The 21,971-nt window shown below is 42.6% G+C and carries 21 protein-coding genes; 13 read left to right on the top strand and 8 right to left on the bottom strand.

What is annotated here, in order from left to right:
• Positions 1-645: DUF2157 domain-containing protein (locus JMX82_RS13445; protein WP_201540908.1), on the bottom strand; the 645-nt coding region annotated here is incomplete at its 3' end.
• Between the two features lie 887 nt (positions 646-1,532).
• On the opposite strand from JMX82_RS13445, the gene JMX82_RS13440 reads away from it, so the two are divergent.
• The 5 genes from JMX82_RS13440 (at position 1,533) to oppF (ending at position 7,652) form a co-directional block, all read left to right on the top strand.
• Positions 1,533-3,200 carry an ABC transporter substrate-binding protein gene (locus tag JMX82_RS13440; protein WP_227676796.1) on the top strand — a complete coding sequence of 556 codons (1,668 nt, stop codon included), beginning with the start codon at positions 1,533-1,535 and terminating at the stop codon, positions 3,198-3,200.
• A 301-nt stretch (positions 3,201-3,501) separates the two neighbouring features.
• Positions 3,502-4,422 (top strand): oligopeptide ABC transporter permease OppB, encoded by a 921-nt coding sequence (gene oppB, locus JMX82_RS13435; RefSeq protein ID WP_045442924.1) that lies wholly within the window; start codon positions 3,502-3,504, stop codon positions 4,420-4,422.
• A 90-nt stretch (positions 4,423-4,512) separates the two neighbouring features.
• The gene (oppC, locus tag JMX82_RS13430) at positions 4,513-5,418 is read left to right on the top strand and encodes an oligopeptide ABC transporter permease OppC (RefSeq protein WP_060490135.1); all 906 of its coding nucleotides are present in this window, start codon (positions 4,513-4,515) and stop codon (positions 5,416-5,418) included.
• A gap of 131 nt (positions 5,419-5,549) precedes the next feature.
• Positions 5,550-6,620, top strand: a complete 1,071-nt coding sequence (oppD, locus tag JMX82_RS13425; RefSeq protein WP_060492117.1) for an oligopeptide ABC transporter ATP-binding protein OppD — start codon at positions 5,550-5,552, stop codon at positions 6,618-6,620.
• Positions 6,621-6,623: 3 nt separating this feature from the next.
• Entirely contained in the window at positions 6,624-7,652 is a 1,029-nt protein-coding gene (gene oppF / locus JMX82_RS13420) for a murein tripeptide/oligopeptide ABC transporter ATP binding protein OppF (RefSeq protein WP_087814920.1), read from the top strand.
• A gap of 441 nt (positions 7,653-8,093) precedes the next feature.
• Here the strand turns inward: oppF and JMX82_RS13415 are convergent, their stop codons facing one another.
• Positions 8,094-8,348: a DUF2798 domain-containing protein gene (locus JMX82_RS13415; RefSeq protein ID WP_045442930.1), complete on the bottom strand. Its 255-nt coding sequence runs from the start codon at positions 8,346-8,348 to the stop codon at positions 8,094-8,096.
• Between the two features lie 260 nt (positions 8,349-8,608).
• Here JMX82_RS13415 and JMX82_RS13410 point away from each other — a divergent pair, with 260 nt between their 5' ends.
• A complete protein-coding gene (locus JMX82_RS13410) occupies positions 8,609-9,313 on the top strand; it encodes an aspartate/glutamate racemase family protein (RefSeq protein ID WP_201540907.1) in 705 nt (234 codons plus the stop codon).
• Positions 9,314-9,338: 25 nt separating this feature from the next.
• Here JMX82_RS13410 and JMX82_RS13405 read toward each other — a convergent pair whose 3' ends face one another.
• On the bottom strand, positions 9,339-10,382 hold the full coding sequence (locus JMX82_RS13405) for an NAD(P)H-dependent flavin oxidoreductase (RefSeq protein ID WP_201540906.1): 1,044 nt from the start codon (positions 10,380-10,382) through the stop codon (positions 9,339-9,341).
• Between the two features lie 222 nt (positions 10,383-10,604).
• Here JMX82_RS13405 and JMX82_RS13400 point away from each other — a divergent pair, with 222 nt between their 5' ends.
• Positions 10,605-11,513 (top strand): abortive infection family protein, encoded by a 909-nt coding sequence (locus tag JMX82_RS13400; protein WP_201540905.1) that lies wholly within the window; start codon positions 10,605-10,607, stop codon positions 11,511-11,513.
• A gap of 123 nt (positions 11,514-11,636) precedes the next feature.
• Here the strand turns inward: JMX82_RS13400 and JMX82_RS13395 are convergent, their stop codons facing one another.
• From JMX82_RS13395 to JMX82_RS13380, 4 genes are all read right to left on the bottom strand, one after another.
• The gene (locus JMX82_RS13395; RefSeq protein WP_201540904.1) at positions 11,637-12,014 is read right to left on the bottom strand and encodes a DsrE family protein; all 378 of its coding nucleotides are present in this window, start codon (positions 12,012-12,014) and stop codon (positions 11,637-11,639) included.
• A 183-nt stretch (positions 12,015-12,197) separates the two neighbouring features.
• Positions 12,198-12,740, bottom strand: a complete 543-nt coding sequence (locus JMX82_RS13390; RefSeq protein ID WP_201540903.1) for an acyl-CoA thioesterase — start codon at positions 12,738-12,740, stop codon at positions 12,198-12,200.
• A 44-nt stretch (positions 12,741-12,784) separates the two neighbouring features.
• Complete coding sequence (locus JMX82_RS13385) at positions 12,785-13,849, bottom strand: YheT family hydrolase (RefSeq protein WP_201540902.1); 1,065 nt, start codon at positions 13,847-13,849, stop codon at positions 12,785-12,787.
• A gap of 113 nt (positions 13,850-13,962) precedes the next feature.
• Positions 13,963-14,574 (bottom strand): YigZ family protein, encoded by a 612-nt coding sequence (locus tag JMX82_RS13380; protein ID WP_201540901.1) that lies wholly within the window; start codon positions 14,572-14,574, stop codon positions 13,963-13,965.
• 196 nt (positions 14,575-14,770) lie between these two features.
• Between JMX82_RS13380 and JMX82_RS13375 the strand changes: the two genes are divergently transcribed.
• Together JMX82_RS13375 and JMX82_RS13370 are read left to right on the top strand one after the other, a co-directional pair.
• The gene (locus JMX82_RS13375; RefSeq protein WP_045442943.1) at positions 14,771-15,475 is read left to right on the top strand and encodes a pseudouridine synthase; all 705 of its coding nucleotides are present in this window, start codon (positions 14,771-14,773) and stop codon (positions 15,473-15,475) included.
• A 437-nt stretch (positions 15,476-15,912) separates the two neighbouring features.
• Positions 15,913-16,977 (top strand): disulfide isomerase DsbC N-terminal domain-containing protein, encoded by a 1,065-nt coding sequence (locus JMX82_RS13370; RefSeq protein ID WP_201540900.1) that lies wholly within the window; start codon positions 15,913-15,915, stop codon positions 16,975-16,977.
• Between the two features lie 155 nt (positions 16,978-17,132).
• On the opposite strand, the gene JMX82_RS13365 is transcribed toward JMX82_RS13370, so the two are convergent.
• Positions 17,133-17,786 (bottom strand): DUF2939 domain-containing protein, encoded by a 654-nt coding sequence (locus JMX82_RS13365; RefSeq protein ID WP_201540899.1) that lies wholly within the window; start codon positions 17,784-17,786, stop codon positions 17,133-17,135.
• 442 nt (positions 17,787-18,228) lie between these two features.
• Here JMX82_RS13365 and dnaJ point away from each other — a divergent pair, with 442 nt between their 5' ends.
• The 4 genes from dnaJ (at position 18,229) to JMX82_RS13345 (ending at position 21,811) form a co-directional block, all read left to right on the top strand.
• Positions 18,229-19,365, top strand: a complete 1,137-nt coding sequence (gene dnaJ / locus JMX82_RS13360) for a molecular chaperone DnaJ (RefSeq protein ID WP_087814909.1) — start codon at positions 18,229-18,231, stop codon at positions 19,363-19,365.
• Between the two features lie 182 nt (positions 19,366-19,547).
• Positions 19,548-20,396 carry a 4-hydroxy-tetrahydrodipicolinate reductase gene (gene dapB, locus JMX82_RS13355; protein ID WP_201540898.1) on the top strand — a complete coding sequence of 283 codons (849 nt, stop codon included), beginning with the start codon at positions 19,548-19,550 and terminating at the stop codon, positions 20,394-20,396.
• Positions 20,397-20,428: 32 nt separating this feature from the next.
• On the top strand, positions 20,429-20,791 hold the full coding sequence (locus JMX82_RS13350; protein WP_201540897.1) for an AAA family ATPase: 363 nt from the start codon (positions 20,429-20,431) through the stop codon (positions 20,789-20,791).
• 57 nt (positions 20,792-20,848) lie between these two features.
• Complete coding sequence (locus JMX82_RS13345) at positions 20,849-21,811, top strand: AAA family ATPase (RefSeq protein WP_201540896.1); 963 nt, start codon at positions 20,849-20,851, stop codon at positions 21,809-21,811.
• Positions 21,812-21,971 lie beyond the last annotated feature (160 nt).

Raw genomic sequence — 21,971 nt, 5'->3', positions numbered from 1 at the left:
TTGTAAGACACCTTCATAGAAGTAACTGACAAAGGTAAAGTCCATAACGCCGAAATATAAGATGAGACCAGTATTGACGAGCCCAAGTTGTAAGACACCTTCATAGAAGTAACTGACAAAGGTAAAGTCCATAACGCCGAAATATAAGATGAGACCAGTATTGACGAGCCCAAGCCATAATAACCATAGCGCAGGGAAGCGGGCGATGATTACCCAAGGAATAATCAATATTGCCCAACCGAAAAACAGCTGCCACGTATCAGCACCCGTTTGATAAACCTGCCCGAATAGCGCCAATAAGCTACCCGTAATCACGCTGGCAATTAACAATAGCATCTGCCGAATAAGCTGAAACCGTCGCCTAAAAGACAGTGCAACGTACAAGGCAATAGTGACAACCAATGCCCCTTCGACAAAAGCGAACTTGCCCATTTTGCCCATATTTACCCAGTTATAGGCAATAAAAAATACCAGCGATAATACCAGCGCTATCGCCCCGATAATCAGCATGGCTTTATCAAAAAAGACCAGCCATGAGCGTTTGCTAGGATAGACTTGCAAATGAATCGCTGCATCGTTGGCATGCGTCAATGGCAGTATGCCTTGCTTGAGTAAATGCTCGATAGTACGCCGTGGTTGGCTCATAGCGTCCTCTAAATAAAAAAATGATGTTGCTTATCTTAGCTTTTTTGTGAGAGGCAGATGTACTAAAGTTTATAGTTTTTTACTCAATAAAACTCAATAAAGCTCAATAAAGCTCAATAAAGCTCAATACGACTGAGCAAATGCTTTTGGATGAGATAGGCGCAAATATAAGCGCTCGGCCACGCGACTATACAATCAAAATTTCATCAAGAGATCAGCATTATCAGCTTTATAAAAAGGAATTAATAGTGATATTGGTAGGTATTTATTCTAAATTTAGTGATTTTTATCATGGTCTTACTCAGCTATTACAAAAATAAGTAATTGCAAAAATCAAAAAATTGTACGATTTTGAATAGCGAATAAATCTGGTTTTGAGTGTCGAAAACACCACACTATTATTCATCAGCATCGGCTTAAAGATTCTAGTGAATGATTAGTTATTAATAATAGTCTTATAAATAAAATTCATCATATCTACTAGGGTTTTATTGCTTGATAGCATTGATTTCATTCACTTGACAGTGATAATTAGTGATTTAGAAACTGAGATTTGTAGTAATAAGACAGGTTTCGAATGAGCGGTAGTATATTGCTGATGAAAGGTAATAAGTAGCTATAAAAATTACTAAAATAATAGTAGTCTCATCTGATTTTTGGTCGTTGAAACTGCTTTGACTGCAAGCTTATTTTGCTTGTTAGTATCGGGGAGGAATTAAAACTTATTGACATTTGTATCGTTTTTAATTACTAATAGTTGTCTACAATATGACCAATAGTTAGTCAAAGTATTGTTAATAAACATAGTCAATATACGGATATATTAACTCGAATCACTACTATTTAGTTGATCCGCCCAGCCACTGACCAGCAAGGATAGCTATTATATGATGCGCACTCCTAATCACCTTTTGTCCTCTATATTTTTGCCTACCTCTCTTGCGCTCGCCATGTCTATGACTGGCTGTAGTAGCGATAAGTCTGGCACTGACAGCCAAGCAGCTGCCGTTGATCCTAATGTACTGGCTGATACTCAAGCGCTCGTCGTCAATAACGGTACCGAACCTGAATCACTTGATCCACACAAAGTATCGGGGGTACCAGAATCTACCCTTGGCCGCCAGATGTTAGAAGGTTTAACCAATACGGATGCCGAAGGTAAGACCATTCCAGCAATGGCAACCAGTTGGGAAAGCGAAGACAATAAAGTATGGACCTTTAAGCTGCGCGATGCTAAATGGTCAAATGATGATCCAGTAACGGCAGAGGATTTTGTCTACAGTATGCGCCGCTTGGTCGATCCAAATACTGCGTCGCCGTATTCAAGCTATTTGGTCGATGCCAAAGTAGTAGGCGCTGATAAAATTGTTGATGGTAAGGCTGGTATTGAAACCCTTGGCGTAAAGGCTATCGATGATAAAACCTTACAGATTACGTTATCAGAGCCCGTGCCTTATTTCCCAGATATGTTGATTCATAATTCAGTCAAGCCCGTTCATAAAAAGACCGTTGAAGCCTTTGGTGATAAGTGGACAGCTCCTGAGAACATCGTGGTTAACGGCCCTTACAAGCCTACCCAGTGGCAAATTAACGACAAAATCGTTTTAACGCGCAACGCTTCTTATTACGACGATGCCAATACGACTATCGATACCGTCACTTTCCTGCCGATTCCTTCTAGTACGACTGACGTCGCACGCTATCAGGCGGGTGAAATCGATGTGACCTACAATGAGATTCCAACCGAGCAGTTCGCTTCGCTTAAAGAGCAAGTGGGCGATCAGCTAACCGTATCTCCTTACCTTTGTACTTATTATTACGAGTTTAATACGGTCAAGCCACCGTTCAACGATCCCAAAGTACGCCGCGCTTTAGCCTTAGCTTTGGATCGCGATACCATTGCGGATAAAGTTATCGGTCAAGGACAGACGGCCGCTTATCAGTTGACACCCCCTGCCACCAATGGCGATATTGCAAATAATCCAGAATGGTCGACTTGGGATCAAGAAAAGCGGGTTACTGAGGCCAAAAAACTGCTCACTGAAGCAGGCTATAGCGATAGCAATCCACTGACTTTTGAGCTGCTATACAACACCAATGACAATCATAAAAAGACTGCGGTCGCGGCTACTTCACTATGGAAGCAAGCGCTCGGCTTCGTCGATGTGACTTTGACCAATAAAGAATGGAAAACCTATTTGGATACCCGCCGTAATGGTAACTATCAAATTGCGCGTGCTGGCTGGTGTGGTGATTATAACGAAGCGTCAGCTTTCTTAAATATTGCCAAATCTGACAATAGTGGCAACTACGGTAAATACAATAACGCTAACTTTGACAGTTTAATGGCGCAAACGCTGAAAGCTGGCGTTAGCCCTGAGCAGCGTGCCAATCTATACAAGCAAGCTGAAGCTCAGCTCGATCAAGATATGGGTTTACTTAACATTTATCATTACGTCAGCCCGCGTCTAGTAAAACCTTATGTCATTGGGTTTCCAACTAAGGATATATTAGACAATTGGCAGGTAAAAAATCTCTCAATTGCTAAGCACTAATTGTTTGACTGATCGCTGAATAATTCTATTGAGTAAGTATCTGAGAGCGGTAAAATTAGCTGGTTTTATTTATCGCTCCTATCAAACAACGCTGATAGTGCCATTAGTTTCATTTTTCACGGCCACTCTTATTAGGCGTGTTAGATGAAACTTTTGTTATTTATAAACGACGATTATCGATATTTTAGTTAAAACCAAGTCATTGAAGATTGCTAGTTGAACGATAACTGGGCGTTAGGTTTGTGCTAGTTATCTCATTTTAATTTAGCTGAAAAATAAGCATCATTATAAAAGAGGCATTATGCTAAAACTGATTTTTCGGCGTATCTTAGAGGCCATTCCGACCTTATTTGTATTGATCACGGTCTCCTTTTTTATGATGCGTTTGGCGCCAGGCAGTCCGTTTACGGGTGAGCGTAGCTTGCCACCTGCGGTACTGGCCAATATCGAGGCCAAATACAATCTCAACGATCCTATGTGGCTACAGTATGTTAATTATCTAAAGCAGCTAGCGGTAGGCGACTTTGGACCGTCTTTTAAGTATAAAGATTATACGGTTAACGAGTTGTTGTCGCAGTCGTTTCCCGTCTCTATGGAGTTGGGTCTATACGCTTTTATATTGGCATTGGTCTTAGGACTTATCTTCGGTGTTATCGCAGCCCTTAAGCAAAACTCATGGATAGACTACGTACTGATGGCCTTTGCTATGACAGGCGTTGTGATTCCAAGCTTCGTTAAAGCGCCATTATTAGTGCTGATTTTTGCCATTATTTTGCAATGGCTACCGGCTGGTGGCTGGAATGACGGGGCACTCAAAAACCTTGTATTACCAGTCGCCGCTTTAGCGCTCGCTTATGTTGCGAGTATTGCTCGTATCATGCGCGGCTCGATGATTGAGGTGATGAATAGCCAGTATATCCGAACGGCCAAGGCGAAAGGTTTGCCGATGCGCCAAATAGTGATGAGGCATGCGCTGAGACCCGCACTACTACCCGTTATCTCTTATTTAGGTCCAGCCTTTGTCGGTATTATCACAGGCTCTATTGTGATTGAGACTATCTTTGGTTTACCTGGTATCGGACAGTTATTCATTAACGGCGCACTTAATCGTGATTATGGGGTAGTGCTTAGTTTGACTATTTTAGTCGGTGTATTGACCATTGCCTTTAATGCTATCGTCGATATTTTATACGCGGTAATTGATCCAAAAATTCAGTATTAAGGCGACCATTTAAGCGCATTATCATTCCAATACGGTTTGATGGGTATCATTCATTATTATTATGCTAAATAGATTATTAAAAGGACGACTATGAGCCTTACCGCAGACCAGACAACTGACCTAGCAGAAATAGGGGCTCAGGAAATCAAAGGCCGCAGCCTTTTGCAAGATGCTAAGCGCCGTTTTTATCGCAACAAGGCCGCCGTAGCCAGTCTTTTTATCTTGCTACTCGTGGCTGCTTTCGTCATCTTTGTGCCGATGTTAGCACCTTTTGGTTATGCCGAAACCGACTGGAACTTTATGCAGTCCGCGCCAGCCATCGATAACAAGCACTACTTCGGTACTGACTCACTCGGTCGTGATTTGTTAGTGCGAACCGCAGTAGGTGGTCGTATCTCCTTGATGGTAGGCGTCGCCGGCGCTACGGTTGCAGTGATTTTCGGTACGATATACGGTGCAACGTCAGGCTATCTTGGTGGCAAAGTCGATACCGTGATGATGCGTGTATTAGAGATTTTAAGCGCCTTCCCCTTCATGTTCTTTGTGATTTTATTAGTCACTATCTTTGGTCGTAACCTTATCTTAATCTTTGTGGCGATTGGACTGGTATCGTGGCTGGATGTTGCGCGTATCGTTCGCGGGCAAACGCTAAGCCTGAAGAGTAAAGAGTTTATCGAAGCTGCGCACGTAGGCGGCGTATCAGGCTTCAATATTATCTTACGCCATATCGTGCCCAATGTACTCGGGGTGGTGGTGGTTTATGCCTCTTTATTAGTGCCAACGATGATTTTGTTTGAGTCATTTTTAAGCTTTTTGGGACTTGGTGTTCAAGAGCCGATGACCAGTTGGGGAGCGCTGTTGCAAGAAGGCTCAAAAACCATGCAGGTAGCACCTTGGCAGATTTTGATTCCCTCAGCTTTTTTGGTCATTACTTTATTTTGCTTTAACTTTATTGGCGACGGTCTGCGTGATGCGTTTGACCCTAAAGACCGCTAAGAGGGTGCATCATGAAAAACCAAAGTATGAAGGATAAAAGCATGGAAGATAAAAACATAACAACTCAAAAGATTCATAACGCCGCCAACGCGTCTAGTGCTCCTGAGAAAATAGAGTCTACTACCTTTAAGATGGGTACTGGTTCAGCGCTCGATAAGCCAGCTAATGCAGAAAATACCTTGTTAGCAGTCAAAGATTTATCGGTACAGTTCACGACCGAGGAGGGTCTGGTAACGGCAGTTAATGGCTTAAATTTTAACCTACATGAAGGTGAAACCTTAGGTATCGTTGGTGAGTCCGGTTCAGGTAAGTCGCAGACAGCATTTGCTATTATGGGGTTATTGGCAAATAACGGTTATGCCAAAGGTGCGGTACGCTTTGAGGGTAATGAGCTACTAGGATTGTCACAAAAAGCACTAAATAAGATTCGCGCCGAGCAGATCGCGATGATCTTTCAAGATCCGATGACCTCATTAAATCCTTATATGAAGATAGGCGACCAGCTCGCTGAAGTATTGATTTTACATAAAGGCATGAGTAAAAAAGATGCTTGGGCCGAATCCATACGAATGCTAGACGCGGTTAAGATTCCAGAAGCCAAGAACCGTATTGGCATGTATCCGCATGAGTTCTCAGGTGGTATGCGTCAGCGGGTCATGATTGCGATGGCATTATTATGTCGCCCTAAGTTGTTGATTGCTGATGAGCCAACCACCGCGCTCGACGTTACTGTTCAGGCGCAGATTATGGTTCTATTAAACGAGCTAAAACGTGACTTTGGCACCACCATTATTATGATTACCCATGATTTGGGAGTTGTGGCGGGTATCTGTGATCGAGTACTGGTGATGTATGCTGGGCGTACCATGGCGTATGGAGAGACTGAAGAGATTTTTTATGCCCCAAGTCATCCATATACTATTGGATTACTAAAAGCGATTCCTCGTTTAGATAACGATATGGGCAAGCTTGAAACCATTCCAGGTAGTCCACCAAATTTATTAGATTTGCCTGCAGGCTGTCCTTTTTATGAGCGCTGTTCTCATGCTATGGAAATCTGCCGTGATACACCGCCACCGCTGGAATTTCTACCGAACGAGCGTCAACGCGCTTGCCACTGGCATCCTGAAACACCCGTTGATCACTCACTAGATAGCTCAACAGATAGCGATGCCAATAATCAATCAGGGATGGAGGGCTAGCTCATGATGATACAGAATTTAGATAGCGCCAAAAGCAATAATCCAGCACCGTTATTGCAAGTAAAGGACATTCATACCACCTTTAATATCAAACAAAAAGGTACTTACTTTTGGCAGAAGCCTGTCACTCTAAAAGCAGTTAATGGGGTATCGTTTGAGCTATTTGCTGGTGAGACTTTAGGGGTGGTAGGCGAATCAGGCTGCGGCAAATCAACACTCGCTCGTACTATCATCGGATTGATACAAGCTGACTCTGGCAGTATCAAGTTTTGTGATGAAGAGATGGTGGGTGCGTCCAAAAAGACCATGAGATTAAAGCGAAAAGACATTCAAATGATCTTCCAAGATCCGCTGGCATCACTTAACCCGCGCATGACGGTAGGGGATATTATCGCCGAGCCTCTTCGCACTTATTATCCTGAAATGAAGAAGCCTGAGGTGCAAAACGAGGTACGCGCCATCATGAAAAAGGTGGGGCTACTGTCCAATCAAATTAACCGATATCCGCATGAGTTTTCAGGTGGTCAGTGCCAGCGAATAGGCATTGCTCGAGCACTGATATTAAAGCCCAAAATTATTATCTGTGATGAGCCAGTCTCCGCCCTTGATGTCTCGATTCAGGCGCAGGTCATTAATTTATTGCAAGATGTGCAAGAAGAGATGGGATTAGCGCTTATCTTCATTGCCCATGATCTTTCTGTGATTAAGCACATTGCTGATCGAGTCTTGGTCATGTATTTAGGCAACGCCGCCGAACTGGGTTTGAACAAAGCCGTATACGGCAATCCGACTCATCCCTATACCAAAGCACTGATGTCTGCTGTACCGCTACCTGATCCTATTGCTGAGCGTAACAAGGTCATTCAGTTATTAGAGGGTGATTTACCCAGTCCGATCAATCCGCCGTCAGGTTGCGTTTTTCGCACCCGTTGTCCACTAGCTGATGAAGAATGCGCACAGATTAAACCCGTGTTAGAAGGCACCATAAATCACCGAGTGGCTTGTTTAAAAAATAAGGTCGAGGTGGCTTAAAAGTGGTTTTTGGTTCATGGATATTGACTGTATTAAAAGCAGGCGGACTTATTGAAATGCTCTTAATACAATCTAATACTTTTACTCATTGGTTTTAAACGTCAGCAGTTAGCATCAATCAATCAGTTTCACCGATATCAATAGCCATTTCATTAAGTAATGTTGTTAGCTGACCACGATGATGGGCTTGGGGGTTGATTTATTACGGGAGTAATTAGGAAGATCATTAAAGCCTCTTATCCAGATCCAGTCACTTATCATAAGATGACTCAACGTGCCTAATATCCAATCAAAAAATACCCTTTTATCTTCGCATAAAATACCTTCAGCAAGGCTGTGTATACGACCACGGATTTCTTAATTCATAGCGGCATGATGATTTACCATCAACTCACAGCAATGCTTCATCATGGCATTCTCATACTTTGACTTCTAGCTGGTTCAATAAAACTCAATACGACTGAGCAAATGCTCTTGGATGAGATAGGCGCAAATATAAGCGCTCGGCCACGCGACTATAAAGGCATATTTCCATGAGTGAAACAGCGTGATAAAGAACCCATCGACGAATCCTACATTGATCAGTAGTAATGCAGTTGAGATAATCGTGGACATCAGCAGTGCCATTAAAAAGGTAAAAATAAGCCGGTAGTACTTGCGCCGTGTGCGTATTCTGATGGTAGGGAATTTTGCCATAGTGTGGAGGTGTCCTACATGGTGATGGTGGCGTTTGATGAACGATGAACGATGTTGCGTAGCGTCATGAGTCGTCATTACCAACCATGATATCGTATGTTGATAAGTGGATAAAATCGTTATTATCAATGGTGACATTCGTTATATTTTAATGACTGTTGTCTCATGCATTAAAATAAAAATTCCTGAAAAATAACAAACTAAAGATGATTAATTTTGCTACGATAAAATCGATTACAACCCACAAATAAGGCAATAAAATGACCGTGCACAAGCAGCGAACATTGGGCATCATCGGTGGTATGAGTTGGGAGAGTAGCGAAAGCTATTATCGGCTGATAAATGAGGGTGTCAAGGATAAGCTGGGTGGATTACATTCAGCAGATTTATTCATACATAGCGTGGACTTTGCGTTGATTAATAAGCACCAAGAGCAAGATGAATGGGCAGCGCTGGGTGTAATCATGGCTAGCAGTGCGCAGCGTTTGCAAGCCGCTGGCGTACAAGGACTCATGATTGCCTCTAATACAATGCATAAATTACTCGATGATGTGCAAGCCGTGACGCATTTACCCGTTATACATATCGCTGATACCACTATTGCCGCCATCAAAAAACAGAATCTGTCTAAAATTGTTTTACTGGGCACTGAGTTTACGATGACGGAAGATTTTTATAGGCAGCGTTTGGTGGATGCAGGGCTTCAAGTATTGATACCAGAGAGTGATGCACGAGCAGAGGTACATCGAATTATCAAAAAAGAGCTGTGCGTCGGTCAATTTAAAGACAGCTCGCGCCAGTATTATCAGCAGGTGATTAAAGATTTAGCGAATCAAGGCGCAGAGGGCGTCATCTTAGGCTGTACAGAAATTGGACTGCTCATTAAGCAAGCAGACAGCCCAATTCCGGTATTTGATACCACGGTGATTCATGCAGCGGCAGCGGTGGATTTTTTATTAGAGTAGCGCGGACTGATAAAAGCATTTAAGCCTATAACGTTTTGACCAAGCGCTCTAGTAACTCAATCGTGCGCTCTTGTCTGACCAAAGCGACGCCTTGTCCTGCCCATAAAGACTGATACTCCGGGTCAAGATTATTGGTCGCATGACCACGCAAAAATTTGGTCATCGCATTTAATTGTGGATAGGGCGGTAGCTCATGCGCGCTTTCAAATTGAGCAAAATCACGCAAATAATTATTTAATAAACCACGAGCCTGCTTACCTGAAAACAGTCTCGTTAAGCGTGTCTCAGTGCTGCGCTTATCTTCACTAGCGTCGAGTAATGCTTGCTTATAAATGTCATTAATGCCGCATTTATCTGTGGTCAAAAAAGCCGTTCCGATTTGCGCCAGCTCAGCGCCAGCCGTTTGCACCGCTTTGATATCTTGCCCAGTCATGATGCCACCTGCTGCAATTAATGGAATATCGGTACACGCGCGCGTTTGACTAATTAGCGTCAATAATCCCAATGGATCGGTTTCACTTTGCGTGAGCCAGCCACCGCGATGCCCACCCGCTTCGACCCCTTGTACACATACCGCATCAGCACCAATATCGCTCCATGCTTTTGCTTCTAATGGATGATTTGCCGTCCCGATGACGCGCGTGCCTAGACCTTGCAGATGCTGAACTTGCTCGGCGCTAATAATACCAAAAGTAAAGCTAGCGACAGGAACAGGATTGTCATAGAGCACTTGTAGCTGATCGGAAAAACTTAGCGCTGGGCGTTCAGGTAGGGCACATTCGATATTGTTTTCTTGATAGTAATGACTTAGCCAAGCAGGGATTTCGGTATCAAAGGTGCTCGACTCATGCTCAGAGAGCACCATTAAATTAATCATAAAAGGGCGATCGGTGAGCGATTTAATGGTGTCAATATGGCTATGCAAAACCTCTGGCGGCGTCATGCCCGATCCCAATGAACCCAATCCACCAAAGTTACTCACTGTCGCTGCCAGCTCAGGAGTGGTTGCGCCTGCCATCGGCGCTTGCACGATAGGATGGGTTAAATTAAGGGTATTCAGTAAGGTCATGACTGGCGTCCTTTTGGTTTTGTTAGGTTTTTTATCTCACTTACTTTAACAGAGGTAAGCAATGAGTATGTTGGATAGTGTTTATTTAGTTGCTGAATATGGGGATGGATTTTGACTACGATTTTGTAGTTAAGATAGTTGACTATAAAACTGTAGTTAAAGCTTGTTAATACATATATTTGATATTATTAAATATCTAACCAAAGAAAGTTGAAATAAATAATGAATAAAATATCTCAAATTACTCGACGTGATATATTTGATATCTTAAAAATAGAGGAGATTTGGTGGGCAGGAAAGCTAGATGAAACGGAATTTTTATCTAGACTGTACGATTTAGAAAGTATGCCTTCTAGAGACCCCAGATTTTCGGATGCAGCAGGTGATATTTGGCAACACAGAATTAATAATGATGATTGGGAAGATAATTGGATATTTAATGATGAAAGATTTAATTTATTAAAATGTAATGATGCGTCTTTTTTAAATTTTTTATGTGAAATGATACACCCAGTGGTAAGAGGATATTTACACGAAGTGGATAAGCTTCATCGTATATTCAATGATAGCCTGAGTAATGATGGGTTTGAAATTATCGAGAGAACACGTATCTCTAATAGACCAGTTTTTAGCGGTAGAATGAAGTTTACAGGCAAATCATCGATCGAGAAAAAGGGTAACGAAATTAAAATTATTTTTAACGCTGATTACGTTTCTCAACAGATTAATTTAATGGAATCGTCAATTGAAACTTCTCCTTATCAGGCTATAGGAGTAGCGAAGGAGTTGATTGAAACTGCTTGTAAATCAATATTCAAAAGTAGGCAAGAAGAATACAATAAAAACTGGGACTTGTCTAAATTGATGAGAGAAACTACTAAACTGCTTAAAATTACGCCTGATGATATATCTAATGAAGCAAAAGCGGCGAAATCAATAAGACAGATTTTAGGTAGTTTATCCGCAGTCGTTCAAGGAATTGCAGAGGTTAGAAACGAATATGGTAGTGGTCATGGTAAAGATAGTAGTTTCAAAGGTCTACAACCTAGGCACGCTAAGTTAGCCGTTGGAGCATCATCCACTTTAGCCATATACTTATTAGAAACAAATGAAATGAGAAAGGATTATTAAAATTTAGCCGTTAAAGTCATTGTGCTTACTTAAAAGATGAAAAATAGGTCAGCTCCTAAACCATCAAAATGATGAATTAGAAAACTGACCTATTTTTATAAACTTATAGCTTAAATTTAACGATTAATTCAACTGCAAAGAACCCTTCGCATTCATCAACAGCTCAACCACATCATCACCACTGATCACTTCAAAGCGCTTGTCGATGGCGGATTCTTCCACGCCGTTGTGCTTCATACACGCGCCGCAGACCAATACGTTACCACCTTTTTCGATAAAGGCTTTTAACAATTCGCCCGCAGGTTCAAATGGCGCGCCAATATTGACCTTATCTAATGCGTTCGGTAATGCCAAATGTACTGCATCTACCATCAATACCACTGAGGCAGAATGACCTTTTTTAAGTGCCACACCTGCCATAGTAAATGCTAAGGTGATTTTGCTTGGATTTGATTCACTATTATCAAATAACGTACCGACATAATCCGTCGTGTTAGCCATATTATTTTCCTTATAAGACTGTTTCAATTAAATAGTATTTAGTTGAGCTGAATATGATGCTCACTACTATCCTAACATTTAATATATGTATTTATATAATGTATTGTTAGGAAATAGTAGTTATAAGGTTAACTGATTGTGAATAGGTGTTTGTGACTTATGAATAAAGCTAAATAATAAATGCTAACTTTGCGGTGGCCATGGGCGATCAGCATCACTGACGATCCATTCTGCGACATAGCCAGTTGGCGGTAGTTGCCAATCTGCTTGCCCCAATGAGGCTAGTACATGTGCTGTTTCTATCACCTTACCTTTTTCAGTCACGCCCGTACGCAGTAGAGCAGAGGAGCAAGGTTTGCCCTTTACCCACATCGACTGCTCGATGTATATCCAACGCTCATCAAAGCCGACGATATGCGTTTTCATAGTGACCTTATCAAAAGCGCGAATCCGCTTTCGATATTGGATGGTGCTGCCAGCGACGACCAAACCCCAACGCTGCTTGAGCAGTTGGCTACCAAGCCCGCTACGCACCGCGAAGTCAGTACGACCCATATCAAAAAGGGTAAGTACGCGACCATTATTCATCTCTAAGAAGTTGTCGATATCTGTCAGACGACAGCGAAAGCTAATCTCACTCGTATCTTTAAACGTTAAGGTATTGCCTTTTTTGACTTGTAGCGCGGCGTGGGCGATGGTGCTGGCATAACGGATAAATGGATACATAGTGCAATCTCAAAAGAGTAAAAGGTAAGGTGAGTATTCTTATTTTAGGGCTTATTAGATGCTACACCGATATGATTAAAATAAGCGCTGACAGTTTCAGGTATCCAGTTGATATCAAATCTTGATTTTTTATAAAGATGCGGCGATTTGTCTTTATAAGAGCGATAACGAATAAAACCCACATGCCCGCCATGCTCAGTGTCTAAAATAGTGACACTGTCAGACACATCGTTTGGCGTGGCGGTAAAACCAAGGAAGGGGTCGTCTTTGGCGCTAATTAACAATAAAGGCTTCGTCACTTTTATTAAATAAGGCAGGGCTGATGAGGCTTGATAGTAGTGATTGTTAGAGCGGTAGCCGTGACGCGGCGCGGTAAAGATATCGTCAAAGTCACTGATGCGATTGACCGCTTTGATCGAGTCGATCTCTTCTTTGCTAATGTCATTGGCTAAGGCTTTTTTGATAATCGGGTTGAGCAAATAAGGGGTGTAAATTCGATGGCTCAAAAAGCTGTGCATACTAAGCGCCGCTGATGACATATCGACGGGAGCGGAGATGACCACAGCGCCTTGGCAGATTGCGTCGTCGCCATATTCGCCCATGTATTTCGCCAAGGCATTGCCACCCAGTGACACCCCAGCCGCATAGATATTGGCGTACTGCTGACTTAAATTTTGCAGTGCGTGATGCACCTCATCGGTATCACCCGCATTATAAAAAACTCGTCCATTTGCAGGAATACCGCCACAACTGCGGAAGTGCGCCACCACAAAATGCCAGCCTTGCGCATGTATTTGATGCGCCAAAGCACGTGCATAATGGCTGTCGCTACTGCCTTCCATTCCATGAAACAGGACGATTAATGGCGTTTGCTCACGTCCGCCATTTTCTACGGTTTCGATAGAATGCGCATCATAAAAGTCATAAGCAATATCTGTTTCAGCAAGCGAGTCTTGTTTGATAACGCGTCTATAAGTTGGCGTTTTGGGCGCAAAAAACTTAGGAAGGATACTTTGCAGGTGCGGATTGGTCAGCCAAAAGGGCGGTTTAAAAGGCGCTGGAGAGAAGGGTTGGCTCGGTTTTGAAGTTAGCGAATTTGAGGTTGGCATAAAGGTGTCTTATTTAATGGGCGTTAAAATCATCTTTAACAATCAGTGCCTTATCATACCCATGACAGTTATCAAAACCAATAAGATTTAGTGAATGCTCAGTGAACGCATGGTTACTCATTTGTTTTTTGCGATTCATCTAATACTCGTCCATCCATCGCCAGGCGTTCTTTTAAATGGTCGATATCTGCCTCAGCAATCGTCACGGTCAATGTCACTTGTTTACTATAAGCGACATCATCGATACTGCCATTTAAACTGTCGACCACATAGCGGCATTGTGCTTCGGTCGCAAACTCTGCCAATATCTGCACTTGTACCATTGGCACATAAGGGCTTAAATCCATCTCATCGACGACCGCTTGCGCTGCGCCTGCATAAGCACGGGTTAGACCGCCTGCGCCCAGTTTAATACCACCAAAATAACGCACCACGATGATAATGACGTTACCGATCGCTTTATGCTGCAACACATTTAATATCGGTCGACCTGCCGTACCATTTGGCTCGCCATCATCATCAAAACCAGCACTAGTGGTGTTATTGGGATCACCAATGATATACGCCCAGCAGTGGTGGCGCGCATCGGCATATTGCTCGCGTAGTTGTTCCACGTGAAACATTGCCTGCTCACGCGAGGTTACAGGATAAGCGTAAGCAATAAACTCGGATTTTTTAATTTCTAAGCGCGCAGTGACAGCACGTTTTAGCGTTTGATAGCTCATATTTCATCAGGTCTAGGTTGGATATGGTAAACTTGTCTAACTTTCACTGTCGTCCACATTGGGTGCAGTGTTCATTTAATTTTTTATTATAGTACCACTTCTGACCCATGAAGATAGCGGACAAGCTCAGTGCGAGTGCTGGTGTCGTTAGCTGCTACGGTAAAGTAGGTATCATCAAACGAATGGTAGGCAATATATGCGTCTAGATAAATTTTTGAGTAAAGCCACTGAGCTATCGCGTAAAGAATCCAAAAAAATTCTGCACGCTGGTGAAGTAACGGTAAACGATCAGGTCATCAAAGACCCAGGCGTCCACGTCGATGTGGTCAATGACGATGTGATTTGGGCAGGCGAGCCATTATCGGTCGCTGCGGGCAGTCGTTATATTCTATTGCATAAGCCTGAAGGCTTTGAATGTACGCTGAAAGTAAAAGAGCATCCAATTGTCACTGAGCTGATTGCGGTGCCAGAGCTTGGTAGCTTGCGCATTGCAGGTCGCCTTGATGTTGATACCACCGGCGCATTATTGATGAGTGATGATGGTAAATGGTTGCACCGTGTCACCAGCCCTAAGCATGAACATGCCAAAATTTATGAGCTGACTTTAGCAGATGCGATGGATGAAGCGGCGCAAGCCAATGCCGTCAAAGAAGTCGCTGAAGGCATCCTTTTAGAAGGCGACCACGAAGAAACAAAACCTGCTGTTCTCGAATTCATTGACGAGACCCATGCACGTTTGACCCTTGAGCAAGGTAAATATCATCAGGTAAAACGGATGATGGGTTACTTTGGTAATCGAGTGGTTGAGCTGCATCGCGCTAGTGTCGGTCATATTACTTTGGAAGGATTAGAGAAAGGCGACAGTCGCTTTTTAACACCTGAAGAAGTGGCTAAGTTCTAAGTTTTTCATCTTGAAATGAACTCGCAAGCACTTCTTTACCATCAGCAGCCACTCAACAGTGTGCTGCTTTTTTTCACCGTAGTGTTTGACCATGGTTTTTAACTGTAGTTTTTAACTATCACTTTTACCCTGTTATGTCTCGTGTGCACACTGTGTTGCCTATCTCTTAAAGCTCAGTAGCAGTTTTGCAAAATTGAGCCGTTAAACCTTTGCAAAAGTATTCCTTGTGCTAAAGTCTGCCTATCTTTTTTTAATCTATTTTTTTACATAATATCGTTATCTTTATTAAAAGTAGCTATTGTTAGAAGCGAGTATTATTAGAAACAGCTATTCTTAAGATTGAGTGTTGTTAAAATTAAAGGTTATTAAAAATCGTTGTTACTGAAACACGGTGTTATTAAAAGCTGTTTTTGTTAAAACCAGATAGGACTGTCTCTGTGAAATCATCTCTATTAAAATCTGCCAGTTTAATTGGCGCCATGTTATTGGCAACCACCGCTTGTGCCCAGTCTAGTGATACTGCCGCTACTAACCAAAAAGCGAGCCAGAGTACTCAAAATACAAAAGCCGCTGGCACTGTTAGCAAGTCTGTTGACAGTCGCTTGCGCCAATTGCTCACTCAGGCAGGGATCAAAACACAAATCAGCTCTATTGTGCCGTCCAACTTGCCCAATATGTATCAAGTCAATTTGGCGGGGCAGTTGCCTTTGCATATCACTGAAGATGGCAAATATGTCATTCAAGGCGAGCTACAAAAGAATCCAAGCAAGCGTGTAGTCACCAAGACGCCAGCGCGTAGCACCAGTGCGCAGGCAGGCAAACCTGTCAGTGCGAGTGTCAAATCTGATATATTGGCAAATATGGATGCGCTGAAAAATATGAGCACTAAGACGCCGTTCTTTTATACCGCAGTGCCAGGTGTGATTTGGGGTGCGACATTGGAAGGCGTGCCTTTTTTACTATCGGATGATGCACAATATATTACTGATGGCGAGATATCTGTCATCGAAAACGGTCAATTCATCGGACTCGATGAGCAGTTTGAAAAGCGTAAAAATCAGTCTGTGTTTGCGACTTTAGATGAAAGCCAGCTGATTAATTATCCAGCGACAGGCCCTGAGAGAGCGGTTATTTATGTGGCAAATGATGTCAATTGTCCTTATTGCCGCCGCTTGCATCAACAGCTACCGATGCTTAATGCCAAAGGTGTGACGGTCAAAACCATTGGTTATCCGATATACGAGCAGTCCCCTGAGCAAATGCGTGGCATTTGGTGCCAAGGTGACGAGGGCAGCCGCCGTAAAGCTTTTGATAAAGCAATGTTGCAGGGTGAGATGACACCTGCACCAGCAAGTTGTAAAGCCGATCATGTAACGCCCAATCGTGAAAAAGCAGCAGGGCTTGCGGTGATGGCAACGCCTGCTATCTACCGTGAAGATGGCGTGTTGTTTCAAGCGAGCTTTGAGAGTCCAGAGTTTTTAGAATTTTTGGGTGTGCAGTAGCTCACATAGATGTTTAATCTTGCATAGATGTTTAATAAAGTTATAAATAAAAAATGTATTAAGAGATGATATTCCTTAATATTGATAAAAAAACCGCCACATAAGTAATCTATGTGGCGGTTTTTTATTACCTCTAACCGTTAGGGATAGCAAGTCTATTGTGGCAACACGATATCAACGATTTTCCAATCAATTAAGCCGTTACGCTGCATCTCTATTGTCAAAGGATAACCTTTCACCTGACCGCTAATAGTGAAGCAATTAATACCGCAATAGCCCAATGTTGGCTTGTCACTGTCAGACCCTTGCGCTACCTGTTGCTCCAGTTCAGCGGCTTGTTTTTCCATGATTTGCTGCATTTGGCTTTTGACCACTGCATCTACATCACCGCGCTGGATGATAAGATTTTGAATCAAATTTTTGAGATCGACTTGATTACTGGCGATTGCCCATGCGGCGGCCAGCTCTTTGGTCGCGGTGTTGGCCTGACCTTGGGTATCGATGACTTTTTCGATATTTTGTGGCGTGATAGCACCATCTACCGCCTGCGTTATAAAGCTATTGGCGGCTTGGGTCAATGGTTCGCCGCCCAACTCAGCGACCAATGGATAATTGGCCATAGTCGCCGTAAACTGACTGGTGAGTTGGTTTTGGATACTAGGTCGCACTTGCTCATAGTCGATCGCTGCGGCGATGGTCGCGCCGTCTTTGGCATCGTAGGCGTTTTTAAGCTGATAAGCGCTGTAATAGGGCGAGCCTGCATAGGCAGCGACGGCAATGACGATTAATAAAATAATCAGCTTCTTCATAAAAATCAAACCCTTATCGCAAAACAAAAACGTAATGATGGGCAAATTTAATACTGGTGAGTATAAATTTAAAACCCCAAAAATATAGCGATAAATATTAGCATGGCTGAGCCTTTTTAAGGTATGAAAACCTTTGTTCATTCCTTAATAAAACCTTTTTGTATGGCTAAGCGCACTATAGTGGATACTTTCCCTGCCTAATCGCTTGATAAATCACCATAGCATCTCCATAAATAGCGCAAACTTTTAATAATTGATTTGGCTAAGCAGCATCCCGCCGTATTCGCTTGTAAGATTCATAGCAGTATCACCTCTTTTCTCTCACTATTTATGATGTTTCATGTGAAACCTTTGAGTGCCATAGTGAGTCGTATTAAGGTGGTGGTTGACTAGAACTACTGAATCGACTGTCCGGTGGACTGTAAAGACGATAGGAGAGCCCATGAGTAAGCGCGATTTTTATGAAGTATTAGGTGTGAGCAAGACCGCTGAAAGCAAAGAAATTAAGCGAGCTTACCGCAAGCTGGCTATGAAATATCACCCTGACCGTAATTCTGATGATCCAGATGCTGAGGATAAATTCAAAGAAGCATCCATGGCTTACGAAGTACTAAGCAGCGAAGAGAAGCGCTCTGCTTACGATCGCATGGGTCATTCAGCCTTCGAAAATGGTATGGGCGGCGGCGGCTTTGGCGGTGCAGGTGGTGGCAACTTCCAAGATATTTTCGGTGATATTTTCGGCAACTTTGGCGATATCTTCGGTCAGCAGCGTGGTGGCGGCGGTGGACGTTCGCGCCGTGGCTCAGATTTGCGTTATGTGATCGAGCTGACTTTAGAAGAAGCGGTACGTGGCTGTAAAAAAGAAATCAGTTTCACAGCGCCTGCGCCATGCGACACGTGCGATGGTAAAGGGGCAAAAAATGCCTCTGATATCGTGACTTGTCAGACCTGTCATGGACAAGGTCAAGTGCGTATGCAGCAAGGATTTTTTGCCGTGCAGCAGGCCTGCCCACATTGCGGCGGCACTGGTAAGCAAATCAAAAACCCATGCTCTGACTGTCATGGTAATGGCGTTAAAGACAAATCACGTACGCTAGAAGTGTCTATCCCAGCTGGTGTTGATGATGGTGATCGCGTCCGTCTAGCAGGCGAAGGCGAAGCGGGCGGCGCGGGCGTCCAAAACGGCGACTTATACGTTGAAGTACGCGTAAAACCGCACAACGTCTTTACCCGTCAAGGGGCTGATCTATATATGGACGTACCCGTTAGCATCACCGATGCAGCACTGGGTAAAGAGGTCGAAATACCAACCCTAGATGGTAAAGTGAAAATCAAGGTTGCAGAGGGCACGCAAAGTGGTAAGTTGCTACGTGTACGCGGCAAAGGCGTGACGCCAGTACGCACCACCATGAAAGGTGATTTGATTTGCCGTGTGGTTATCGAAACCCCAGTGAACTTAACTCGCGAGCAAAAAGACCTGTTGCGCCAGTTCCAAGATACGCTCGACGGTGATAGCAAGCATCAGCAGTCGCCACATAAGAAGTCATTCTTTAAAAAGATTGGTGACTTATTTGATTAACTGAGTTGTTTTAATCACTCGTTTGGTTAAATGACTAGATACAAAACCCCCAGTGTTTCATGTGAAACACTGGGGGTTTTTATTGACGCTATAAAAAACCATTCAGGTGGTGATATTTGCTAAACTTAGCATCATAACATTTAAAACCTTTCTTATTAATATAGAGCTTTTAGGGTAAAAATATGAGCCAACAGATAACAGCGCAAGAAAATACAAATAAACAAGCCATCAAAGTCGGGGTTATTGGTGCTGGTGGTCGTATGGGGCGCATGCTAATAGAAGCGGTACAAGATAACTCGCAAACGGCATTAAATGCCGCGATAGAACGTCAAGGCTCAAGCCTTGTTGGTGCGGATGCTGGCGAAGTCGCCGCTATCGGTCGCTTAGAGGTACAGATTGTCGATGATTTAAAAGTTGTCATTAATGACATCGATGTACTCATTGACTTTAGCTTGCCTGATGCTACTGAGCAAAATATGCAGATTTGTGCGGCAAACAATGTCGCGATGGTCATTGGCACCACAGGATTCAATGAGCAGCAAGAGCAAGTGTTGGCAAAAGCCAGCGAGAAAATTGCGATTGTCTATGCTGGTAACTATTCAACAGGTGTTAATCTGTCATTAAAGTTGCTCGGCATGGCCGCGAAGGCATTTGGCGAGGATGCCGATGTGGAAGTCATTGAAGCCCACCATAAGCATAAAATTGATGCGCCATCAGGCACAGCATATATGATGGCAGAAGCCGTGGCAGAAGCTCGTGGACAGAATCTAAAAGACGTCGCTGTTTATGGCCGCGAAGGACAAACGGGCGAACGCAAAGCAGGTACTATTGGTATTCATGCTATTCGCGGTGGTGAAATCATTGGCGATCATACCGTGATGTTTATTGCCGATGGTGAGGTGGTTGAAATTACCCATCGTGCCCGCGCGCGTATGACGTTTGCCGCGGGTGCTGTACGTGCCGCGACTTGGGTTATCAAACAAGAGGTCGGGCAATATAATATGCAGGATGTGTTGGGCCTAAATGACTAATGTTTGAGCCATCTAACGTAATTGAGGTTGATATGGAAAATAATGCCAGTATCACTATCAAGAATTTTAAAAGGTATAAAGAAGCGACTTTGCCGCTTTCACCTCTGACTTTACTGATAGGGGCGAATGCGTCAGGTAAAAGTAACGCTATCGAAGCCTTTCGATTTTTGAGCTGGGTGGCTGGTGGCGAGCGTCTATCTACACTCAAAAATAGAGTGAATGATAGTGATAAAGTCGTTCGAGGTAGTGTTTTTGATTTGGCACTAAATGATAAAAATTTTACTTTATCAATGGAGCTAAACGAGGCAAATTATAAAATTGATTTTATAGTCGACTTAGATGAGTTATATATTCTAGACGAATGCTTGTCATTGAATATATCAAATAATATATAGAAGCTTTATATATTGAGGGATGCACTGCTAAATAAAGAATACTTAAAGACTTTAGACTTGGAAAGCTTTATATATGAAAAATTCTTGTTAACAAATAACGAGGAGTACAATGTATTCATTACTCATAATAATAGTTTCATAGGTCTAAGTTCAATTAAGACAGAATATTCTAAAGATTTAGCATTTCTTCATACTCTTGTAGAGTTACATGACAAAATCTATCACAATAAGAGTTTTGGAAAGGATATTAAAGAATCTATAAATAATTTTGAAAACAATATTCATGAGATTGATAGTAAGTTCAGATTAACTCGTTTCTTTGACTTTCAACCAAGTAATATGAGAAAAGAGAGTATTGTGAGTAAGGAGCTTAATTATAACGGTTCTAATGTTGCTGGTGTCTTATCTCACACATTAGATAAAAACAGTGACTATAAAAACAAATTATTAAATTTCATTAAGCATATACCTGAACAAAACATTGTTGATATTAGATTTTGCGTAGATAGCAGACGTAGAGTTGAGTTCGTTCTAATAGAAAAATTTGGCAGAAACAAAAGAGAATGCCCAATGGATCTATTATCTGACGGCACTCTAAAAGTATTAGGAATAGCCGCAGCGCTATTATCTGTACCAGAAGGGTCAACCGTAGTAATAGAAGAGATTGATAATAGTATTCATCCTACGCGAGCTCATGAAATACTAAGTTTGCTGCGCCAGTATGCCAAAGAGCGTCAGCTTAATTTATTACTATCAACACATAACCCTGCGCTAATGGATGCGCTACCTGATGAGGCGTTGGCAGATGTGGTATTTTGCTATAGAGATCCAAAACAAGGTGATAGTAAGCTAGTCCGCTTGGGTGATTTAGATGATTATCTGGGTTTAGTCGCTCAAGGAACGCTTGGCGACTTAGTGACGCAAGGTATTGTTGAGCGCTTTGTTAAGCATCCAACCACGCCAGAGCAGCGTAAAAAACAAGCATTGGACTGGCTAAATCAGCTACAAGGAGCTGATTAAATGGCAGATATTTGTATATTGGACACTAATATAATATTAAATATATTAAATGTTCCGAGCAAGAGCCAAGATAGAGTTAAGGTTCTAGGGCGTGTCCCTAATCTGTAAAAGTAAGTATAAAGGCTTTAAAATAAAGAGACTATTTCAAACAGGGCTCTCT

This window comes from Psychrobacter sp. 1044 (genome assembly GCF_904846525.1).
Classification (GTDB): Bacteria; Pseudomonadota; Gammaproteobacteria; order Pseudomonadales; family Moraxellaceae; genus Psychrobacter.
Note: the sequence above shows the minus strand (reverse complement) of the source record. Positions and strands in the feature narration are given on the sequence as shown.

Coding starts and splice junctions, on each gene's coding strand:
- dnaJ (WP_087814909.1), top strand. CDS start 18,229: ATGAGTAAGCGCGATTTTTATGAAGTATTAGGTGTGAGCAAGACCGCT.
- JMX82_RS13410 (WP_201540907.1), top strand. CDS start 8,609: ATGACCGTGCACAAGCAGCGAACATTGGGCATCATCGGTGGTATGAGT.
- JMX82_RS13350 (WP_201540897.1), top strand. CDS start 20,429: ATGGAAAATAATGCCAGTATCACTATCAAGAATTTTAAAAGGTATAAA.
- oppF (WP_087814920.1), top strand. CDS start 6,624: ATGATGATACAGAATTTAGATAGCGCCAAAAGCAATAATCCAGCACCG.
- JMX82_RS13405 (WP_201540906.1), bottom strand. CDS start 10,382: ATGACCTTACTGAATACCCTTAATTTAACCCATCCTATCGTGCAAGCG.
- JMX82_RS13365 (WP_201540899.1), bottom strand. CDS start 17,786: ATGAAGAAGCTGATTATTTTATTAATCGTCATTGCCGTCGCTGCCTAT.
- JMX82_RS13375 (WP_045442943.1), top strand. CDS start 14,771: ATGCGTCTAGATAAATTTTTGAGTAAAGCCACTGAGCTATCGCGTAAA.
- oppB (WP_045442924.1), top strand. CDS start 3,502: ATGCTAAAACTGATTTTTCGGCGTATCTTAGAGGCCATTCCGACCTTA.
- JMX82_RS13395 (WP_201540904.1), bottom strand. CDS start 12,014: ATGGCTAACACGACGGATTATGTCGGTACGTTATTTGATAATAGTGAA.
- dapB (WP_201540898.1), top strand. CDS start 19,548: ATGAGCCAACAGATAACAGCGCAAGAAAATACAAATAAACAAGCCATC.
- JMX82_RS13385 (WP_201540902.1), bottom strand. CDS start 13,849: ATGCCAACCTCAAATTCGCTAACTTCAAAACCGAGCCAACCCTTCTCT.
- oppC (WP_060490135.1), top strand. CDS start 4,513: ATGAGCCTTACCGCAGACCAGACAACTGACCTAGCAGAAATAGGGGCT.
- JMX82_RS13440 (WP_227676796.1), top strand. CDS start 1,533: ATGATGCGCACTCCTAATCACCTTTTGTCCTCTATATTTTTGCCTACC.
- JMX82_RS13380 (WP_201540901.1), bottom strand. CDS start 14,574: ATGAGCTATCAAACGCTAAAACGTGCTGTCACTGCGCGCTTAGAAATT.
- JMX82_RS13415 (WP_045442930.1), bottom strand. CDS start 8,348: ATGGCAAAATTCCCTACCATCAGAATACGCACACGGCGCAAGTACTAC.
- oppD (WP_060492117.1), top strand. CDS start 5,550: ATGGGTACTGGTTCAGCGCTCGATAAGCCAGCTAATGCAGAAAATACC.
- JMX82_RS13390 (WP_201540903.1), bottom strand. CDS start 12,740: ATGTATCCATTTATCCGTTATGCCAGCACCATCGCCCACGCCGCGCTA.
- JMX82_RS13400 (WP_201540905.1), top strand. CDS start 10,605: ATGAATAAAATATCTCAAATTACTCGACGTGATATATTTGATATCTTA.